Source organism: Turicibacter faecis (assembly GCF_037076425.1).
GTDB classification, from domain to species: domain Bacteria; phylum Bacillota_I; class Bacilli_A; order MOL361; family Turicibacteraceae; genus Turicibacter; species Turicibacter faecis.
This window is the reverse complement of sequence record NZ_AP028127.1, coordinates 1,103,159-1,122,265: the sequence shown is the minus strand read 5'-3', so window position 1 is coordinate 1,122,265 and position 19,107 is coordinate 1,103,159. Positions and strand designations below refer to the sequence as shown.

19 protein-coding genes are annotated in these 19,107 nt (G+C 40.6%); 5 read left to right on the top strand and 14 right to left on the bottom strand.

Translation table 11 applies throughout. From position 1 onward, the window contains the following. Position 1: 1 nt before the first annotated feature. Entirely contained in the window at positions 2–208 is a 207-nt protein-coding gene (locus AACH31_RS05390; RefSeq protein WP_161831317.1) for a PspC domain-containing protein, read from the bottom strand. Beyond that, positions 192–977 carry an alpha/beta fold hydrolase gene (locus tag AACH31_RS05385; protein ID WP_338618012.1) on the bottom strand — a complete coding sequence of 262 codons (786 nt, stop codon included), beginning with the start codon at positions 975–977 and terminating at the stop codon, positions 192–194. Before AACH31_RS05385 ends, AACH31_RS05390 begins: the two co-directional genes overlap by 17 nt. Before the next feature lie 880 nt (positions 978–1,857). On the opposite strand from AACH31_RS05385, the gene AACH31_RS05380 reads away from it, so the two are divergent. Then, entirely contained in the window at positions 1,858–2,529 is a 672-nt protein-coding gene (locus tag AACH31_RS05380) for a flavodoxin family protein (protein WP_262950529.1), read from the top strand. Positions 2,530–2,686: 157 nt separating this feature from the next. Here the strand turns inward: AACH31_RS05380 and AACH31_RS05375 are convergent, their stop codons facing one another. The 3 genes from AACH31_RS05375 to AACH31_RS05365 form a co-directional block, all read right to left on the bottom strand. Beyond that, on the bottom strand, positions 2,687–2,812 hold the full coding sequence (locus tag AACH31_RS05375; protein WP_262950531.1) for a hypothetical protein: 126 nt from the start codon (positions 2,810–2,812) through the stop codon (positions 2,687–2,689). A 177-nt stretch (positions 2,813–2,989) separates the two neighbouring features. Then, positions 2,990–3,544 (bottom strand): GNAT family N-acetyltransferase, encoded by a 555-nt coding sequence (locus AACH31_RS05370; protein ID WP_262950533.1) that lies wholly within the window; start codon positions 3,542–3,544, stop codon positions 2,990–2,992. Between the two features lie 213 nt (positions 3,545–3,757). Next, positions 3,758–5,044, bottom strand: coding sequence for an MFS transporter (locus AACH31_RS05365; RefSeq protein ID WP_262950534.1), 1,287 nt, complete (start codon positions 5,042–5,044; stop codon positions 3,758–3,760). 318 nt (positions 5,045–5,362) lie between these two features. Between AACH31_RS05365 and AACH31_RS05360 the strand changes: the two genes are divergently transcribed. Together AACH31_RS05360 and AACH31_RS05355 are read left to right on the top strand one after the other, a co-directional pair. Continuing rightward, the gene (locus tag AACH31_RS05360) at positions 5,363–5,932 is read left to right on the top strand and encodes a transposase family protein (RefSeq protein ID WP_338505899.1); all 570 of its coding nucleotides are present in this window, start codon (positions 5,363–5,365) and stop codon (positions 5,930–5,932) included. Positions 5,933–5,943: 11 nt separating this feature from the next. After that, positions 5,944–6,699, top strand: coding sequence for an ISL3 family transposase (locus tag AACH31_RS05355; protein WP_338618007.1), 756 nt, complete (start codon positions 5,944–5,946; stop codon positions 6,697–6,699). Between the two features lie 940 nt (positions 6,700–7,639). Here AACH31_RS05355 and AACH31_RS05350 read toward each other — a convergent pair. The 4 genes from AACH31_RS05350 to AACH31_RS05335 all read right to left on the bottom strand — a co-directional run bounded on the left by AACH31_RS05350 (position 7,640) and on the right by AACH31_RS05335 (position 13,013). Further along, positions 7,640–8,164, bottom strand: coding sequence for a GNAT family N-acetyltransferase (locus AACH31_RS05350; protein WP_161831330.1), 525 nt, complete (start codon positions 8,162–8,164; stop codon positions 7,640–7,642). 84 nt (positions 8,165–8,248) lie between these two features. Next, positions 8,249–8,554, bottom strand: a complete 306-nt coding sequence (locus AACH31_RS05345) for a hypothetical protein (protein ID WP_161831332.1) — start codon at positions 8,552–8,554, stop codon at positions 8,249–8,251. 317 nt (positions 8,555–8,871) lie between these two features. Further along, positions 8,872–10,932 (bottom strand): hypothetical protein, encoded by a 2,061-nt coding sequence (locus AACH31_RS05340; protein ID WP_338618005.1) that lies wholly within the window; start codon positions 10,930–10,932, stop codon positions 8,872–8,874. After that, complete coding sequence (locus AACH31_RS05335; protein ID WP_338618002.1) at positions 10,929–13,013, bottom strand: efflux RND transporter permease subunit; 2,085 nt, start codon at positions 13,011–13,013, stop codon at positions 10,929–10,931. The genes AACH31_RS05340 and AACH31_RS05335 overlap by 4 nt, the downstream gene beginning before the upstream one ends. Positions 13,014–13,240: 227 nt before the next feature. Between AACH31_RS05335 and AACH31_RS05330 the strand changes: the two genes are divergently transcribed. After that, positions 13,241–13,720: a TetR/AcrR family transcriptional regulator C-terminal domain-containing protein gene (locus AACH31_RS05330; protein WP_338618001.1), complete on the top strand. Its 480-nt coding sequence runs from the start codon at positions 13,241–13,243 to the stop codon at positions 13,718–13,720. A 72-nt stretch (positions 13,721–13,792) separates the two neighbouring features. Here the strand turns inward: AACH31_RS05330 and tnpC are convergent, their stop codons facing one another. The 3 genes from tnpC to AACH31_RS05315 form a co-directional block, all read right to left on the bottom strand. Beyond that, positions 13,793–15,376: an IS66 family transposase gene (gene tnpC / locus AACH31_RS05325; RefSeq protein WP_262953973.1), complete on the bottom strand. Its 1,584-nt coding sequence runs from the start codon at positions 15,374–15,376 to the stop codon at positions 13,793–13,795. 83 nt (positions 15,377–15,459) lie between these two features. Further along, positions 15,460–15,816, bottom strand: coding sequence for an IS66 family insertion sequence element accessory protein TnpB (tnpB, locus tag AACH31_RS05320; RefSeq protein WP_161832238.1), 357 nt, complete (start codon positions 15,814–15,816; stop codon positions 15,460–15,462). Beyond that, positions 15,806–15,976: a hypothetical protein gene (locus tag AACH31_RS05315; protein ID WP_161832239.1), complete on the bottom strand. Its 171-nt coding sequence runs from the start codon at positions 15,974–15,976 to the stop codon at positions 15,806–15,808. The genes tnpB and AACH31_RS05315 overlap by 11 nt, the downstream gene beginning before the upstream one ends. Before the next feature lie 62 nt (positions 15,977–16,038). Between AACH31_RS05315 and AACH31_RS05310 the strand changes: the two genes are divergently transcribed. Then, positions 16,039–16,206 (top strand): hypothetical protein, encoded by a 168-nt coding sequence (locus AACH31_RS05310; protein ID WP_338617999.1) that lies wholly within the window; start codon positions 16,039–16,041, stop codon positions 16,204–16,206. A gap of 249 nt (positions 16,207–16,455) precedes the next feature. On the opposite strand, the gene AACH31_RS05305 is transcribed toward AACH31_RS05310, so the two are convergent. Together AACH31_RS05305 and AACH31_RS05300 are read right to left on the bottom strand one after the other, a co-directional pair. Beyond that, positions 16,456–18,342 (bottom strand): ABC transporter permease, encoded by a 1,887-nt coding sequence (locus tag AACH31_RS05305; RefSeq protein ID WP_338618099.1) that lies wholly within the window; start codon positions 18,340–18,342, stop codon positions 16,456–16,458. Next, complete coding sequence (locus tag AACH31_RS05300) at positions 18,326–19,099, bottom strand: ABC transporter ATP-binding protein (RefSeq protein WP_161831342.1); 774 nt, start codon at positions 19,097–19,099, stop codon at positions 18,326–18,328. The genes AACH31_RS05305 and AACH31_RS05300 overlap by 17 nt, the downstream gene beginning before the upstream one ends. Positions 19,100–19,107: the final 8 nt, after the last annotated feature.

Genomic DNA, 19,107 nt, shown 5'->3' with positions numbered 1-19,107 from the left:
TTCATTCCCCCTTATTCTCCTCATCGAGCGGTTCCCTTGGAATAATAATCATGCAAATAAGGTAGGCCAAAAATCCTCCGCCATAAAAGAAACAAAACGCCACCCAAAGCAGACGTATAATCGTCGGGTCTACCTCTAAATAGTTTGCGATTCCTCCGCACACCCCATCAACCATATTTCCTTTACGCGTTTTATAAAGTCGCTTCATGCGACCACCCCCCTTTTGATGCCTCCTGTCCCTGCATAGTGGCAGAGATAAAGGTTCGTAACACTGGATGGAGCTCTGTTGCCTTTTTCATGACAAAATCATGTCCCGCTCGTTTTAAAATGATCGTCTGACAATACGGATTTTTCGCCAGTAGGCGAAGGGATTCCTTCATCGCACGGATCTCTTGATCACCGCAGATGGCAAGCATCGGTAATGATAACGTGTCATACTCCAAAAGGTCGGCCAACACGACCGTATGCTGAAAAAACGAGCGATAGACCGCCGGCGTGATGTGTTGAGAATACTTACACATATAGGCGATTTGTTGCTGTGTTAAATGCCAATACGTTCCTTGAAGTCGGATGGCCCATTTTAAATGTAACCATTTTGCCCCTAACGGAGCGACACTCTCATACATCTTTACACGCCAGGCGCTTGGATTCACCCAGGCGCTTAAAAAAATAGCGAACGCGAACCGTTCGGGACACGTCGTCACCAGTAACAACGCCAGTTGGGCACCGAGTGAATGCCCCATCACGCCGATTTTTTCTTTTGATAAATGATCCATTAACGCAATCAGTTCTGCTACCATTTGCTTCGGTTCATATGGAAGATGGGCCGATTCGCCAGCTCCAGATAAATGAGGCACGACTAAATGATAATCATTAAACGCTTCATATTGAGCAGAAAAGGTATCCAAAACGCCAGCGCCATGTAACAACAATAGCGTCGGATTCTCCCAGTTTCCGTATTCATCAAAGACTAACATTTCATCCTCTCCATTCACCACTTTGATTCCATCCAGTTTTGACCCTTTATGTTTAAAAAAAATCTCTCTTGACGACTCATTGTTTCTTTATATTCTATGCTAAAACTCTTCATTTTAGTTGAAAAGACATCGATTTGCTCCTATAAAATTAAAATTCTTACAAAAAAAGTGACCCCTCATCAAGTAAGACCACTTCTTCACAACCGTCTCACATTCCTCAAACGGTTCGTGATCTTTCCAACCTATCGTCTCATTTGACGTAAAAAGAAGAAGATGGCAAGCAGAGCCGCCCCCATCGCATAGGTGGATACTTACCCGAAGAAATCCCCGCCTCTAACCGAGACTCATATCACTGATTAGCCGTTTTAAGCACCGCTTCGAGGACTTCCTCCATGTTCTCAAAAAGGCCAAAAATAGGTTCACTGAACACCCTAGTCGCTCTGCTAATCCTCTTGCTGTCACCGAGCGAATCCCACCTTCTCGTGCGAGATCCAGTGCTGCCCAAATAATCTCATCCTTTGTATATTTAACTTTAGGTGGCACACCAAACACCTTCTTTCTTCATTCATATCATCCTAACGTACTCACCTCTTCATTTTTTAAGAAACAAATGTTACGCAACCCTTGTTACCTAATACTATTAGAGTATTCTCCCATCATTTGTAAACCCAAATAAAATAAAAAACCCTAACTCAGCCTTAGCCCCCCCTATTTTCTTCAAAACACCTTTATTGGAAATAAAAAACGACATCGCCTTCACTAGCGACTCGCAGCGAATCATGCCTCTACGACCCGTGGATAGTCTTTTAAATGCGTCGATGGTATACTTTTCGAGGTTCATCAAACCGCTCATTTAGCAGTAAAAAGGAGGAAACTATTCATGAAAGTTACTGTATTTAACGGTAGCCCTGCAGGTAAGGCGAGCGCTACTCACCTCATCGCCGCGTCTTTTTTAAAAGGAGCAGCCATTGCAGGAGCCGAAATTGAACACGTTTATTTAAAAGATTACAAAATCCTTCAATGTCAAGGATGCTTTGCCTGTTGGTTTAAAACACCAGGACGTTGCGTACTTGCCGACGAAATGGAACATCTATTAAACCTATACCGGGAATCAGATATTATCTGTTTTGCAACCCCGATTTATACGTGGAATATGACCGCCCTTCTCAAAAACTTTATTGATCGACTCATTCCATTAAAAGTCCCACAAATGATGGAAACCAACGGTCACCTCGATATGAAAAATCAAGACTCAACCCCTAAAAAAATCGTCATCCTCTCTAATTCTGGATTTCCAGGAGAAAATAACTTTGATGTCTTACGCGCCTCTGTTGCGTGTGCCGAACCGATTCTTGAAATTTACCGAAACTGTGGAAAATTACTAAAAAGCAAAAATCCAGACGTCCTTCAAAAAGTCAATGTCTGGTTAGAAAGTGTTGAAGCCGCAGGCCAAGAACTCGTGTTACAAAATAACGTCTCTGAAGAAATAAAAACTAAGCTACAACAGCCCCTCATGACCATTCCTGAATACATGGACTACCTTGGAATGTAAAAAGATGATCCCCCCGAATCATCTTTTTCTTATCTTTATTTATTCTTACTCGTTTGTAAGGAGAATCCAAATGTTCCACCGACTAATAGTCCTAGGAATATTCCAAGGCATACATTAAAATGAAGCACACTCGCTAAAACAACACTAAGACACATTCCTAAGTACATCCCTTCGACAACAACACCTTCGTCAAGATCCCGTCTTTTTTTAATTGATGAAGATCAATCATGACACAACTTCCAGTCAGTAAGGCAACATACATCATCCACATTAGCCCACGCATTGTACCCCTTCCTTTCACCAAATAAAATAGAATGTTAGCGTTCTATTATTAGTCTATGCCATTTTTTAATCATTGATACGTGACGAGTCACACATTCAACAACGTTGCATCATCCAATTCTCAAAATTTTCATACTCTGTTTATGACAACAAAAGCGAGGCGGCATGCCTCGCTTTTTTATCTCGGTGATTTGATGATGTATTTTTCACACCATACGACGCCGTTTTCTCCCTTTGGATTAGGACGAAGACATTGACCACACGGTTGAAGTCCGCATTTTTGCATCACACGTCCAGAAGCCGGATTTTTAACATCGTGATAGGCCTCTAGTTGGTCAAGACCTATCCGTTCAAACCCAAAAGAAATCATCGCCTTGAAGGCTTCTGTTACGATTCCCTGATTCCAATACGCACGTCCAATACAGTAGCCCGCTTCAGCGCTTGCCGTCTCGTTGTTAACGTTCATTAAACTCAAGCTTCCAATCACTTGTCCCGTTTTCTTTAATACGATGGCCCATTGATAATAGTCCCGATTAGAATAGGATGACACCCACGATTCAAGCACTTGTTTCGTTACTTGTACCGATTCGTGGGTAGGCCATGTTAAAAAGCGTGTCACTTCCTCATCGCTCGCCCAATTTTCAAACATCTGTTGTGCATCCTGTACCTGAAAGGGGCGTAAGACTAACCGCTCGGTCTCCATCTTTCGTGTTCCGACCTGTTGAAGGGTCATGACGCATTCCTCCCTTGATCTAAATTTTTATTATCGTATCATACTTGATTAGAAGATTCAATCAACAACCTGTTTAAACCTACCATCACCCACCGTTTTAAAAAGCACCTGCTCCCCCATGATGGAGTTGACTACTAAAAATAAAAAAAATAGGATTAAAAAACCGTCCTATTTTTTCCTATCTTCTATTTTAAACCTTTCTGACAGAGCGATTCAAAAATTTTCCCGTTGTTCTCCCTGAATAAAAACCCCAAGGTCTTCTTCAAAACGATGAAATATCGTACAAGTTTTTAAGGCAATCACCAATGAAATGGCTCCAGCCATCAGACAAACGATAAACTCAATGCCCTGGCATGCCTCAAAAAGGATTCCGTATAGGGCCATGCCAAGCGGTTGCGCGCACATTGAAAGGGTCATGATTAGGGCGACCACCTTTCCAACGAGGTGAGAAGGGGTTTCCTTTTGAACGAAACTCATCATTTGTACCGTACAAATCGTTGAAAACATCATGATAAAAAAGCAGCATCCCGTTAAAACGAAGTAGTTTACAAGCCCCGAGGAGCAAACAAGAAGAAACACACTGAGTGGAAACACGCAACAGACGCAACAAACGAGCATCGTTCCCGCCGTTTGAACGGGGAGTTTTTTGGCAAAAATTCCGGCACAAATCCCACCGACAAGTCCCCCAGCAGCTAGGGCCCCTTCAGCAAATCCATAAAGACTATTCACCGGTAAAGTTCCAAGATCCAATACTTCGGTGATTAAGTAAGGCAGGGCGACCATCACCATGGACGCTAAAAACAAATTAATCCCGCATGTCATGACTAGGACTTTCCCAATGATGGGCTTGTCCTTTTTGATAAAGTGAAAGCTTGTTAACAGATCCTCGCGAACCGTCTTCCACAACCCCATTCTAGAGTCCTGTCGTTCAAATGGAATGTTGATAAAAACTTCCATGATAGCGGATATCACAAAACAGGCCATGCACATCCATAAAATAAGTTTTAATCCGTAGACACTGTACAAAATCCCCCCAACGACAGGTCCGACTAACGATGAAAAAAAGCTAATCGTATTGATGATCGCATTGGCAACCATCACCTCATCTTCATGAACAAGCGCGGGGATACTCGCCTGTACGGATGGTTGGTAAGCCCCGGCGATTCCATATAATATCATCAACGTAAGAGCAATCAAAACGACAGGATTCCATACATCGACGATTCCTAAAAAAAGGACGAGAAGGAGCGCCGTCGCAAAATCTAACAAAACCATAATATTGCGCTTATTCACACGGTCCGCCACGATTCCACCAATAGGTGATAATAAAATAGCCGGAATAAACGCACAAGCTGTCACCGTCCCGTAAACTGCCGAAGAGCCCGTTAAGTTTAGTAAATACAATGGCAAAGCAAACCTTAACGCCGCATTCCCAAATAACGAAATGATTTGTCCGATGACCACTAACATAAAATCTTTCGAAACTAACGTTGATTTCATCACCCATTCCCCCCTGATGTACAAGATTAAGCGTCCATCCTTCATCAAAAAATTCGTTCGATAAAAAGTATTCTTAAAAAAAGCCGAATCACGACATTGAACGAACACAAAATCTTCCATAAAATACGCATTCTCTTTATACCTATGTCAGATTTTAGCAACCTATACCCATCTTTTTAAAAAGGTTCTATAATATTTGGTGTGGGTGATGCCCACACCTCTTTTATTGGAATTAAAAAATAAGTACAAAAAAAGAGACATAACGTCCCAAATTCTATACAATGTAATCGACCAAAAAAACACGAAAGGATTGGGTTTATGTCTCACACTAATTGTATCTCAACTTTACTTGATTTAAAAGATAAAAATATTACTTTTTCAAAAAATTGTATCCAAGAAACTCAGATTAAGAATGTTCGTTCTAAACTTATTTTGGGAACTCTTTCTTTTCAACCGACTCATTGCTACCACTGTGGTCATTCTTTTGACTCAAATATCATTAAACACGGCTTCAAAACTTCACGTATTAAGCTAGTCAAAATTTCCGGATTTGATGCTTATCTAGACTTAAAAAAACAACGTTATAAATGCCGTCATTGTGACCGAACATTTACCCTAGAAACATCTCTTGTTAACCCTAATTGTTTTATTTCCACTCCCGTAAAACAAGCCATCTTTTTAGAAGCTAGTCATAAGAAATCCGAAACAGATATTGCACGTGAGCTTAACGTTTCTCATTCAACCGTTAACCGCGTCATTCATTCTTCCTATGAAGAACAGCCGCTTCCCTTTAATTCTCTCCCAAAAGTTCTTTGTTTTGACGAGTTTAAGTCGGTTAAATCGGCCGAGGGTCACCTGCCATGCGAAGCATGTATCCTCCATTGGTAGGGAACGGAGCAATGTCCTTCATTTTTTGTGATGCGTCCAATGGAAAGCTAATTGATATCGTTGAAGACCGTCGCTTAAGTACACTAAGGACTTATTTTATGCGATTTTCTAAAGCAGCTCGTGAAGGTGTAACCCACGTCGTCATTGACATGTACGCCCCTTATATGACACTCATTAAAGAGGTATTCCCTAAGGCTAAGATTGTTTTAGATAAATTTCATATCGTTCAACTAGTCTCTCGTGCTCTTAATAAAACACGCATTCGTTTCATGAATCAAAATAAAGAGTTTTATAATAAATTCAAACATTATTGGCGACTTCTCTTAAAAGCCCAAGAAGATCTTAGTGCCACTCATTACTTCTATTCCAACTGCTTCAAAAAGATGATCTCTCAACAAGAAATTATTGACTTTTTATTAGCCCTAGACCCTGAACTAAAGGAGACTTATGATTTCTACCAAACTGTCCAACAGGCTATTAAACTTCGTAACCTTGAAATATTTCATCATGCCATTCAACACCCCTCTGACCTGCTTTCACACGAAATGAAAACAGCTTTAAAAACACTCACTCATTATCAAGATTATGTCAAAAATACTATCGAAACTCCTTATACCAATGGAGTACTCGAAGGAATTAACAATAACATTAAAGTCATTAAACGTATTGCCTTCGGATACCGTAGTTTCTACCATTTCAAAGCAAGAATTTTGATTATTCATAAATACACTTTTGAACAAAAAAAGAAGAGGAACCAAGCCGTCTAAAGAATGGCCTAATTCCTCTTGATTACATGTATAGATTTTATTCACCCACACGATTTGACAAAGAGCCTTTAAAAAAATGCCGTTTCAAAACAAAAAAAGAACCTTCCCGTAAGAAGGCTCTACCCACTCTATGATTTGTTAGCTAACTTTTTAACATCGTTTATAACTAACCCCGTCATTTCTGAAATAACCTCGATCGCCATTCCCTAGCAGTTGAGGATATGTACGGGCTATGCCTCGTACGCCAGGGGACCCATTCCCTAGCAGTTGAGGATATGTACGGGCTATGCCTCGTACGCCAGGGGACCCATTCCCTAGCAGTTGAGGATATGTACGGGCTATGCCTCGTACGCCAGGGGACCCATTCCCTAGCAGTTGAGGATATGTACGGGCTATGCCTCGTACGCCAGGGGACCCATTCCCTAGCAGTTGAGGATATGTACGGGCTATGCCCCGTACGCCAGGGAACCCCCTAGCAGTTGAGGATATGTACGGGCTATGCCTCGTACGCCAGGGGACCCATTCCCTACTAGTGGAGGATAGCTAAGAGTTCGTTTCTCTCACTCATTAGCGCAGGGGACCACTCCCTACCAGTGGGGGATAGCCACGATGCCAATCAAAGATTGTCCCACGTGGCGCAGGGAACCCCCTAGCAGTTGAGGATATGTACGGGCTATGCCCCGTACGCCAGGGGACCCATTCCCTACTAGTGGAGGATAACTAAGAGTTCGTTTCTCTCACTCCTTAGCGCAGGGGACCACTCCCTACCAGTGGGGGATAGGCACGATGCCAATCAAAGATTGTCCCACGTGGCGCAGGGAACCCCCTAGCAGTTGAGGATATGTACGGGCTATGCCCCGTACGCCAGGGGACCATTCCCTACTAGTGGAGGATAGCTAGGAGTTCGTTTCTCTCACTCCTTAGCGCAGGGGACCACTCCCTACCAGTGGGGGATAGCCACGATGCCAATCAAAGATTGTCCCACGTGGCGCAGGGAACCCAGGTAGCACATCATGAGGAGGTCTTCTTTTCTTTCTTGGAGGGTGATAAATCCGAGTTTTTGGTAGAGGTGGATGGCGACGGTATTTTCTTTTGAGACGGAAAGGGAGACGCCGGTATATCCCTTTTTCGCCAGTAGATCGAGCATGGCTTGTAGTAGTTGATGACCAATTCCTTGATGGCGATATGGCTTTAAAACGGACATGGCGAGGGAAGGCGTTTGGTTATCAATGTGGCCATAATCCTCCATTATTCGTACCCATATGGCGCCAACTACTTCGCCATTTAAGACATAACAGAGGGCCTCGTCGTCACTAGATTCACCAAATTTATCAACATAAAGTGACAGTTCTGGCTCATAAACAATGGCGCGATCTGGAGGGACATCTCCCTCTTTAATAAAAATGGCCTCATATAAAAAGTCGGTTAATAGCCCGTATTCATCTGTTTGCACTTTTCTTATCATTCACTGAACCTCCCTTATTATTATTTTAAAAATCTCATCCCGTGGACGATAAAAGGACACTCCCCAATAAGTGTCCTTTTTCATTTATGCTTCTTGTGCTTGCATATCTACGAGTTCATCAACAAGATCACGACATAACTTCAAAATATGTGCAAGTTCCTTTTTATTCATTCGAATCCCCTGTTCATTTAAGTTTTCAAAGATATACGATTGAATAAATGCTGACTTTTCTTCCATTGAAAGTCCTTGTGTTAACTGATAAAACTCATCCTCATTAAAGGTAGCCACTAATCGGTCAAGAAGACCATTTAATGATTCATGAATCGAGTCTCCTTCAACTAAAGAAAGTGTCATTGGTGTCTTGGATACTTTAATTTCTGATAATAACAAATGAATCCCCCCTCGTTTCATCCTGATGCAAATCATTGATGTTATTTTTTCATTTGCATCCCTTCTATATATATGTTCTTTTTTACGGTGACATACACATCTCTCATAAAATAACCGAATAAGTCATTCTCCGATGTTGTCAATCCTCTTTCCTCTCACGATATTCATCAAAATTAGTCAACGGGTTAAGAGGACGGTGGGGCTCATCCTTAACGCATCATGAGCCCCACCCCCATTCTAGTGAAATAATTGAATAAGCTTCTCCCAAAATGAAGTCTGTTTCTCTTCTTTCACAACGGCTTGTTCTTGCTTTTCTTTCAATAAGGATTCTCCCTTGATGACAAATTGAACAGATTCAACATGGGTATTTTTATCCGATACGAATGAAGCAATGTCTTCGCTCCCCCCCCCGTGATTTCTTCAAGCAGCGCATCAATCTGACGAGTGATTTCTTGATCCATTCCCGACGTTTCATTTTTTAAGGTTTCGGTTCCGGCTTTTAACGTGTGCGTTCCATTATTTAATTGACTAATTCCCACTAAAAGCTTGGCGACACCTTCATCTAATTCACCTGCACCATTTCGTAACGATCCAGTCCCTTCATACAGCGAGGTGATGCCATTTAATAATGCTTCAGTTCCCTGATAAAGTGTTTGACCTCCTGTTGCTAGGTCACTACTTCCTTGAACAAGTTGACCCGCTGCCTTCACAAGCTGGTCATAGTTGGCCAATAGTTGAGCAACCCCATCCGTATAAGCTAATATCCCTGAATCTAACGATTCGTAAGAAGAAACGAGTGTATCAATTGCCGTGGATAGTTCTGTCAACTGATAGGCCATGCCACCTAAAAGTTGAACAAGTTCGTTGATTTTTGTATCAAATGTCTGATAGCTTGTCTGTAAGGTTCTTGCCCCTTCAACCCATTGACTCACGGCGCCATTTAGCGTTAAAAAATAAGTTTTCGTTCCCTCAAAGGCCGCAGAATTTGCACGTAATAAACTCGCGACTTGAGTGAGCTGTCCAATTTGAGATTCGAGAGCACTTGTATCCATTCCGGCTTCTTGTAACGTCCCTAGTTGGGCTGTTAACGCACCCACGAGTCCCTCTACCTGATTGGCAACTTCCATGTTATTTTGCCCAAGTGCTTGAATATCAAGACCATTTTGCCCCATCGCTTGAACGAAACTCTCATAACTAACCGATTGTGCTAACGTATTAGCCCCGGTAACTAGCGTATCAATTCCTGTTTGTATCTCTCCCGATGCGTTGCTTAATGCACTCAAATCATCCGTTGTCACAGAGACTTGGTCAAGTGCCTGTTGAATCTGGGCTAGGGCTGACTTTATTTCAGAAGATCCTTCAGTTAAAGATGATGACTGGTTATTTAATGTAGTTAAAGCTTCCGAAACAGAGAGAATCCCTTGATTTAAAGATTCAAGGCCCTCATTTAACGTTGTCGCTCCATTGCTCATCGTTTGGGCGCCCCCTTTTAATGACGTTCCCCCATCTTTTAGCGTGGCGGCCCCATTTTCTAAGGTATGGGCTCCTTCCTCAAGGGCCGAAACCCCTGATTCTAATCCACCCGTTGCCCCGCTTTTTAAATCACTTGATCCCTCAACTAATTGTGAAGCTCCATCATCAAGTTGCTCAATCGCTTCCGTTAACTGCGTCACCTTATTTAATAACTCCTCATCCTCCACTTCAATATTTAAATTTAAAGGGACACCATTAATTGCCATTGCCTCCATTTCAAAATCCTCGACCGATGCCGTTATCTTAAATTCGGCCCCTTTACCAGGCAGTAGCGTATAAGTTAACTGTTTATTATGACCAACATTCGCTATGGTTGCCCCTTCAGCCACCAGATTTTCACAGCGATTCGTATCTAATAAAAAGGTCGCCTGTAACGCGTATTGATCAAAGAAATTCGACGCCTGTGACTCATTTTCCTTAATAGAAACGTGAATCTCTAACTCCCCACTTTTTCCAATTACCTGATTCGCCTCGTACTCTTTTCCATTTAAAAAATAACGAACTTCAATCTTCCATGGAATTTCCTTTGTCTCAAGTTGCCCCTCATAATATAACCGTTCCTTAGAGGCGTTTATGGTCACCTCATCCGCTTTATAGTGAATCTTTTGAGTCCCTGTCATATTACGAACGGTTTTATACCGTCCATAATCATAAATTTTTCCGGTTTCCGACGGATTAAAAATATTCACCACATAAATATCGTCCACCGATCCATCCCCATTTAAATTCACATAAACAACCTCTTCTTTATTCGTATTTTCCTCGTAGGCTAACACTGGAGACAGCATAGGTACAGACACACAAGCTACCAGTGACATTCCCACTATTTTTTTTCGATGATTCATGCGAGCGCCTCCTCAACTTCTTCCCCTTCTTTTTCTGTTAAAAAGACAGGATTAGATTTAATAATAAAATGATCAAATAGATAAAGAATTCCCGGTAAAACAAAGAGCACAATAATGAGTGAAAAAATAGCCCCTCGTCCGATAAAAAGACCTAATTGGCCAAGGAGTTGATTACTTGAAATATATCCCATCAATAACCCGACCACTGTTAACGTACTACCTGATGTTAAAATCGAGACCGTTACATCCATTATCGTTTGAATGACGGCTTCTTTTTTAGACCCTTGCATCCGATTTTCTCGATACCGATCCGTCATTAAAATTGCATAATCAACGGTTGCGCCTAATTGAATAGAACTAATAATTAAATAAGCGATATAAAAAATCGGTGTGTCTGAAAAATAAGGAATTGCTAAATTCAACCAGATGGCAGTTTCGATACTAAGAACTAAGAAAATAGGAAGTAACACCGATTTTAATGAAAACACTAGAACAATGAACACGGCTAAAATTGCCACTAAATTCACCTTCGTCATATCTGTGCTAATTGTCTTCATTAAATCATAGGTGCTCACCCCTTCCCCGGCTAGATAATAATCATCAGGATAATACTGGTTGGCAATATGGCGAATCGTCTCCACAACCGAAAACGTTTCTTCACCTTCATAGGGCACATTGACAGAAAGTACCATGCGACTATAATTTTCAGACATCAATTTGGCTCGCGTCGTCTCATCTAAATAGCTCAATGGAATTTCTGCTCCCGCTAAATCAACATACGAGATGATACTTTTCACTTGAGGTAATTCATTCAATGCCTGAGACAGCTTTGTTTCAGTTGCTAAATCTCCTTGGGGCAGAAGCAACACGTAGGTATCATTTTGCCCAAACCTTTTTTCAATCGCTAAGGTATCCGCTCCTAACTGTGTCGTTTCATTAAAAATGTGTGACGCCCCGTAATAGTAGTCATTGGCATTTGAGGCTAAATAAGAGGGAACAATGACTAAAGCAAAGAGGATAACAAGTGGCATCGATAGCCGACTCACCCATTTTCCAAGCGATTGGAGTTTTGGAACAAATGGACGATGTTTCGTGCGATCGATTTGACGGTAAACAAGTAAAATAAGGGCCGGCATAAACGTAAACACGATGATTAAACTAATGGCTACCCCCTTCGCTAAAGCAAGGCCAAGGTCTGGCCCCAACCTAAACTGCATGAGAACGAGTGCTAAAAACCCAATCACGGTCGTTAATCCACTCGATAAAATAGACAGGGTTGATTTTCCCAATGCCTCAACCATGGCCGACTTCACATCGCTATTTGTTTGACGACACTCCTCAAATCGGTGTAATAAAAAGACGGAGTAATCCAACGACACCGCTAACTGCAAAATACTTCCGGCGGCATTGGTCACAAACGAAATCTCACCAAACATCAGATTTGTTCCTTTATTAATAGCAATCGCCACCCCGAGCCCAACTAAGACAATGATAGGCTCTACCCACGAGGTGGTCGTCAAAACAAGGACCACTAAGACAAATAACACGGCAAACACGGAAATTAATTGAACTTCAGACACTGTAGCTGTTGTAGAAATCGCCGTTGAGACAGCACTTCCGCTCATTGCCTGATCCTCTCCAATCAGCTCACGTAAATTTTGAACCGCCTCAATACGCATATCTTCTTTAATCGTTACAGTAAATAAGGCTGTGTTGTCTTGGTAATAAGTTTGAACCTGCTCCTGATCAAGGGTAGCTAACGGCTGTAAAATATTAACGGCGTCATCTAACCAGGTGACCGCTTCCACCCCTTCTACACGAGCTAACTTTTCCTTGTACTCCAACGCCTCAGCAATCGTTACATTTGAAATCATAACGCGCGCATTAGGAATTCCTCCTTCAAACTCTTCCTCCATCACCTCTAAGGCACGACTTGATGGACTATGAGATGGGAGATAATCCGCAATATCATAATTGACTGCCACACGTTGTCCGACCCACAAACAAAGGAGGGCACTGAAAGTAAACAAGACCACTAAACATTTTTTATACTGGACAATTTTTTCATAAAACCTTTTCATCTTCTCCCCTCTCTTTCTAAACTAAGGACGAAATTTCTTTAATCAGTTGCCACCGTCTAATCATAAACAGCGCTTCATGCCTTTATTCACCCTTTTTCAACTTGAAAGACATCTTTCTGTGAAATTCCCGTCATTTAAAGACCCTTCATAAATTCCCCACAAATTCGTTAGATTGACCATTGCCAAATGAAAGGAAGCCTTCTAAAATACCTGTAAGGAGGCCGCCAATGAACCAAGAAAAACATTCATTTATGACGAAAAGGGCGCTCGCAAATGCGCTAAAGGAAACGATGAAAGACAAACCTTTTAATAAAATTACTATCAGTGAACTCATTAAAATTTGTCACGTCAATCGAAAAACTTTTTACTATCATTTCAATGATATTTATCACCTTTTAAAGTGGCTTTTTGAACAAGAAGCCATCGATATCCTTCATCAGTTTGATTTAATTGCCGAATATGAAGAAGCGATCACTTTTATGATTCATTACATCGATGAAAATGAGGCGATGCTCATAGGGGCCTATGACTCTTTAGGTCATACTGCCTTAAAGAAAATCTTTTACGACGATTTTTATGCTGTTGTCACCTCTATTATTGAACATGGAGAAAACGTTACCCATCAGCGTTTAGAATTAGGCTACAAAGATTTTTTAACCCATTTTTATACAGATGCTATCGTTTCCACCTGGGTTGATTTAATGTAAGCGGGTAATTATAATACGGATAGAAAAAAAGCAAGGTTCGTTGTACACTAAAGGCACACTGAATCTTGCTTTTTATTTACAATTTTCTTGAATTATTTTTGACCAGGGTAAAAAGTCCCCCAATAGCTGTGGATTTACTAAGAATTCGCAATTTGGAAGTTTTTCAAAAAGGTAGGTTAAATAACGATAGACATTTAATCCGTTGGCTTTGGCTGTTTCAATTAAGGTATATGCCATGGCGTTTGCTTGGGCCCCTTTGACACTCGTTGAAAAGAGGTAATTCTTACGTCCAACGACAACGGGTCTAATAGCTTGTTCGGCTAAATTATTAGAGATCTCTAAACGTCCATTTGACAAGAATTCTGTGAGTGCTCGTCTTTGGTTCTGGGCATAAACAATCGCTGTTTGTAACTTACCTTTAACCGTACGAATCCCTTCAATAAATTGATAAAAGGATTCAATGATTGGCCGAATTTTTGATTCTCTTTGGATTTGACGTTCCTCAGGGGAAAGGTGTATCAACTCTCGTTCTAACCGAAAGATTTGATTACAGAAGTGAACGGCTTGTTTGGCTTTCCCATGTTCCGTTGAAACCTCTTGAAATTTCCGGCGTGCATGTGCCCAACACCCCACGGTGGTCACATTTGGCAAATCTTTGTAAGCTATATAGCCATCACAATGAAGCCATCCTTTAAACGACCGAAGTAGTTCTAAAATAACAGACTTCGCGCGTGTTAAATCGGCGTGATAAAAAACAATGGGATGGGACACATCTTTGATGGTACGAATCAACCAAATTCGAGCCTCTGATGTAGCAGGTTTTCCATCCGAACGATTTAAAATCTGATAATATGTTTCATCCGCATGTAGGACCTCTTGTTGGCGTAATTTATCTAGAAATAGTTTATATAAAGGTTCTAGCCAATCAAAAGAGGCACGGATAATCCAATTAGAGAGAGTTTTCCGACTTACTTCTAATCCATAAGACGACCATTCTTTCTCTTGGCGATAAGTTGGTAATCCGAGTTCAAATTTTTGATGAAAAAGCCAAGCCAATGTTGTTGGTCCTGCTAAGCTACGTTGGATAGGTCCCTTAGGAACCTCGGCACAACGAATGGATTTAGCTTCAAGATTAGGATCATGACAATCACATTCGTAGGCATGTGAAATATAAACTTTCTTATATAATCGTGCAGGTACAAAACAGACTTCTTCACGAACAACCTTTTTCCCCATTGGTTTCATGGCCTGACCGCAATGGTCACATGTACAATCCTCTCCATGAAGTTCACAATGAACTTCTTCAATAGGTAAATCTTTCGTTAATTCTGCTTTACGACCAGATGTCTTACGACGGCGATACGTAATTTCCTCTGTCGGTTCATCCTTTGTCAGAGGTTCTTCTAATACAGGATCCCCAAAAAGGGTAAGCTGACCTGGATCAACCTTAGTTTTCTCGCTTGAGGATCCAAAAAGCTTTTTTGAAAGAAACTCAACCTGTTCAATAAGCGTATCAATTTTGTCGGTCTGCTCCATCATTTTTAATTGGAGCTTATTAATTTTTTCCTCTTTTTGGGCGAGTAGTTGAGCTTGTTGATCCAGTTTCTTTAATAGTTTCTGATTTTCTTCGATTAGTTTTGATTCAAACGTGTTCAACTTGGCTCACCTCTTTTCTAAATGATTTTATTAGTCTTAGTATGTCCAACTTTATATAGAAAATACAGGATTTATTACCATTTTTAATTAATGCATCCTTTGCGGGCGGGTTTGATAGCTTTAGGCTGTTGGATAGAGAGTCCCTCAAGTAACCAGCGAAGCTCCTGACTCGTTAACTTTTTGACTTCTTCTTGGTTTCGTGGCCATTGAAGGTTCCCATTCTCTAGCCTTTTATATAAGAGGATAAAGCCATCCGTATCCCAATAAAGTGCTTTAAATCGATCCTTTTTTAGACCACAGAAAAGAAATAAGGCATCATCAAATAAATCTAAATTATATTTATCCGTAATAATTCCCGCGAGACGATCAATCCCACAACGCATATCCGTCCGACCACAAACGACAAAAATATTTTTAACATGAGTGAAATCAACTAACATTTTTCATCAACTCCGTCAGAACTCTCCTTAAAAGATCGTCATTAATCCCAGGATAAAAAGTTATTTCACTTCCATTCAGTTGAACACAACAGATGGGAGTTCTTTTTTTAGTGGAATCTGTTTCAAGTTGAATCGGAACAATTAATGGACTTTCCTTCATAAAAATGACCTCCTTTTCTTTGATAGCTAAAGTATAGCTCAAAGTTGGAGGTCAAAATAGACATGTTTATATTACGCGCTTACGATTTAATCAAAAACAAGGAAAAGCGAAAAGAACATCAATTGACCTCTTATTTGGCAATGACCATCAAATATTCGCTAGTTGGTGTTTTAGCTGCCAGCAGTAACACACCTTTAACCCACCCCAACCTCAAAAAACCTAGTGAATAAATCACTAGGTTTTTCTTTCGTTAAGTTTCCATTTTTTACTTCCTGTACAAGCCACTCCAAAGGCCCATCGTTAAAAAAATCCTTATCCTTTCACCCATCAATTAACCTCATGAACTCCTAAGCCTCCCTCTTTAATCTCCGCATTTCTTCCCCTACTTTTTAATGTGCTTAACTTGTGAGACCTTATGGTTCAACATCTTTATTAACGAACGTTAGGATCCTTCGGCATAACCCACCGTGATGTTTCGCCTACTCTTCAATAAATTTATGTCGATAAACCCGAACCACAATTCCGTAAAAGAGGAAATATAAGACGAGAAATAAGGTACTGTATTTCAAGGATAATGTTAAAATACTAATCGCTGTCTGCGACTCAATATAAAACACTCCAAGCCACATCATCGAAAGAGCGATTGAAAAAGGAGCCCACAAGAGCCAACGAACTTTTCGCCCGATTGTTTGGTACATCTCTTGTCTTGAAAACCCTAATTTATATAGGGCGTGATATTTTTGTTGCTCGCGATCTAACGAGGTATAAAGTCTAAAATAAATGAGGCTCACAGAGGCCACTAAAAAGATAATACTGATTGAGACCCCAACGAAAAGGCATAGTTTTTTCGTTAACAATTCTGATTCGTAATAACGCCCTAACGTACTAAAAGAATAGCTATAATCCCAATCTATTTCGTCCTGTGCTAGCTCTTTTTCTAATTCGTCTGCTACCTTTAAATGATTCAGCCACTGTTTGTCCTGGTAGGCTGTATACGATTCAATCGACAGATTGTCTGCCGCTTGATCTTTCAGTTGTTGCCAAAGGGGATCATCAATCACATAAATATAACGATAGGCACCTGTTTGACTCACCATTTGTTCTACTTTTTGAACCTCTAAATCGCCCGTTAAAAATTCGTTCAATTGTTCCTTTGCCTCCGGCAATAATGAAAGATTTTTTAACTTCATATTCTTATCCCCGGGTAATATAAGCACACGTTGCGACGCTAACTCCATTGGAGGGGTTCCTTTTGCGATAAGAATTTGATTAAAATCACTTGCTTTTAAAAATCCATAGCCATATTCCTTTCTTAAGATCTCATACGAAATTTTTTCCACTCCTTCCATTGATAATAATTGATCATCTAAACGTTTGATATCCGTTAAGGCATGTGTATTTTCCGGACGTTCAATATAGATATACGGAAATGGCATAATTGATGTTACCGATTTAAGCACATTACGTTCCATAGAACCGAGCGCGCAAATCGTTAAGAAGGCAACCGTTAATAGTAGCGTATTTAGCGAGAGCATCGTTGTATTTTCCTTCAACGAAGTAGAAACCTCAGATGTGGCGAATAGATTAATTCCCTTTAAATAATCCTTTGAACTTTTCTTTACGTTCACATAAATGGCTCCTAGTTGCGGAGTTAACAGAAAAATAAATCCCACACCACACGCTCCAAGAAGCGGAGTCCACATTTCCCCAAAACGACTTCCAATACTTGGGGTTAATAAACTAATTAAACCACCTAACACCAAACCAGATAAAATTATTTTTAGTAAAGACAACTGGATTCGTTGCGCGTAAGAGCGATCGCTTTTCAAAAAGTAAAGAATCTTTTGATGCGACACAAAGCGAGGCGTTAGCCATCCAATGATTAAAAACAATCCGAAAAATAACACGGTTGTTAAAAGAACTGGAACAATCGGAACGTAAAGTTGGAAATCCCCCATTCCAAATAAATTGCTAACTAGTTTAAAGAATAGACCCGAAAAAAGAATCCCCCCTATTAATCCAAGAGCAATAGCAACAAGTCCAATTAAAACATTTTCCCAAAATAGCATTTTTTTCATTTGTTTTGGGGACATTCCTAAAATGATATATGTCCCGAGTTGTTTTCCACGAGACATTAAAAATGCCCAGGAAGAGTAGCCAATAAATAAGAAGGAAAATCCATAAATAATAAAATTTCCGGCCCCCAATGCAATAGATAATGTTGATCCATTCTCAATAACCGTTAGATTAGGATGCATCGCTGCCGCGCTAAAAAGATAGAACAACAAAATGGTCACCGTACTGCTCAGCAAATAAGCCAAATAAGTCCTTTGACTGCGCTTAATATTTTTATAGGCGATTTGCATTAACGTCACCGTGATCACCTCCTAAAAAGGTTAACATATCAAGAATACGTTGGTAAAACTCAGATTCATGATCCCCTGCTACGATTTCCTGGTAAATCCGACCATCCTTAATAAATAAGACGCGATGACACATACTTGCCACATAGGCATCATGCGTAACCATTAAAATCGTGCTATCCATCTCTTTATTTAAAGTTTTCAACAGGTTCATGACATCCTTTGTCGCCTTAGAATCTAAGTTTCCTGTTGGTTCATCAGCTAAAATTAATGAGGGCTGATGCGCAACAGCACGTGCAATAGCAACACGCTGTGCCTGACCACCTGATATTTCAAAGGTCCGTTTAGGTAAGAGGGCTTCAATCCCTAAATATCTCGCCACCTCGCGTGTCCGTTTAGTTATTTCGTTAGCAGGAACGCCTTCAAGTGATAACGGTAACATGATGTTTTCCTCCACCGTTAACGTATGAATTAAGTTAAAATCCTGAAAAATAAAGCCGAGCTCACGTCTTCGAAATGAAGCTAACTCCTCTTTCACCATCTGATGTGGATTTTTCCCATCTATTAATACGCTTCCCCCTGTAGGCGAATCAATCGTTGAAATAACTTGCAATAATGTCGATTTTCCACTTCCACTCGGTCCCATAATGGCGACAAACTCGCCCTTTTTCAATTTAAAATTTATATCCTTTAACGCTTGATAGGGAACTTTTCCCTCATAAACCTTCTGTAACTGATTAACACTTAAAACGATAGTCATTAGTTATT

Coding starts and splice junctions, on each gene's coding strand:
- AACH31_RS05390 (WP_161831317.1), bottom strand. CDS start 208: ATGAAGCGACTTTATAAAACGCGTAAAGGAAATATGGTTGATGGGGTG.
- AACH31_RS05385 (WP_338618012.1), bottom strand. CDS start 977: ATGTTAGTCTTTGATGAATACGGAAACTGGGAGAATCCGACGCTATTG.
- AACH31_RS05380 (WP_262950529.1), top strand. CDS start 1,858: ATGAAAGTTACTGTATTTAACGGTAGCCCTGCAGGTAAGGCGAGCGCT.
- AACH31_RS05375 (WP_262950531.1), bottom strand. CDS start 2,812: ATGCGTGGGCTAATGTGGATGATGTATGTTGCCTTACTGACTGGAAGT.
- AACH31_RS05370 (WP_262950533.1), bottom strand. CDS start 3,544: ATGACCCTTCAACAGGTCGGAACACGAAAGATGGAGACCGAGCGGTTA.
- AACH31_RS05365 (WP_262950534.1), bottom strand. CDS start 5,044: ATGAAATCAACGTTAGTTTCGAAAGATTTTATGTTAGTGGTCATCGGA.
- AACH31_RS05360 (WP_338505899.1), top strand. CDS start 5,363: ATGTCTCACACTAATTGTATCTCAACTTTACTTGATTTAAAAGATAAA.
- AACH31_RS05355 (WP_338618007.1), top strand. CDS start 5,944: ATGTCCTTCATTTTTTGTGATGCGTCCAATGGAAAGCTAATTGATATC.
- AACH31_RS05350 (WP_161831330.1), bottom strand. CDS start 8,164: ATGATAAGAAAAGTGCAAACAGATGAATACGGGCTATTAACCGACTTT.
- AACH31_RS05340 (WP_338618005.1), bottom strand. CDS start 10,932: ATGAATCATCGAAAAAAAATAGTGGGAATGTCACTGGTAGCTTGTGTG.
- AACH31_RS05335 (WP_338618002.1), bottom strand. CDS start 13,013: ATGAAAAGGTTTTATGAAAAAATTGTCCAGTATAAAAAATGTTTAGTG.
- AACH31_RS05330 (WP_338618001.1), top strand. CDS start 13,241: ATGAACCAAGAAAAACATTCATTTATGACGAAAAGGGCGCTCGCAAAT.
- tnpB (WP_161832238.1), bottom strand. CDS start 15,816: ATGTTAGTTGATTTCACTCATGTTAAAAATATTTTTGTCGTTTGTGGT.
- AACH31_RS05315 (WP_161832239.1), bottom strand. CDS start 15,976: ATGAAGGAAAGTCCATTAATTGTTCCGATTCAACTTGAAACAGATTCC.
- AACH31_RS05310 (WP_338617999.1), top strand. CDS start 16,039: ATGTTTATATTACGCGCTTACGATTTAATCAAAAACAAGGAAAAGCGA.
- AACH31_RS05305 (WP_338618099.1), bottom strand. CDS start 18,342: ATGCAAATCGCCTATAAAAATATTAAGCGCAGTCAAAGGACTTATTTG.
- AACH31_RS05300 (WP_161831342.1), bottom strand. CDS start 19,099: ATGACTATCGTTTTAAGTGTTAATCAGTTACAGAAGGTTTATGAGGGA.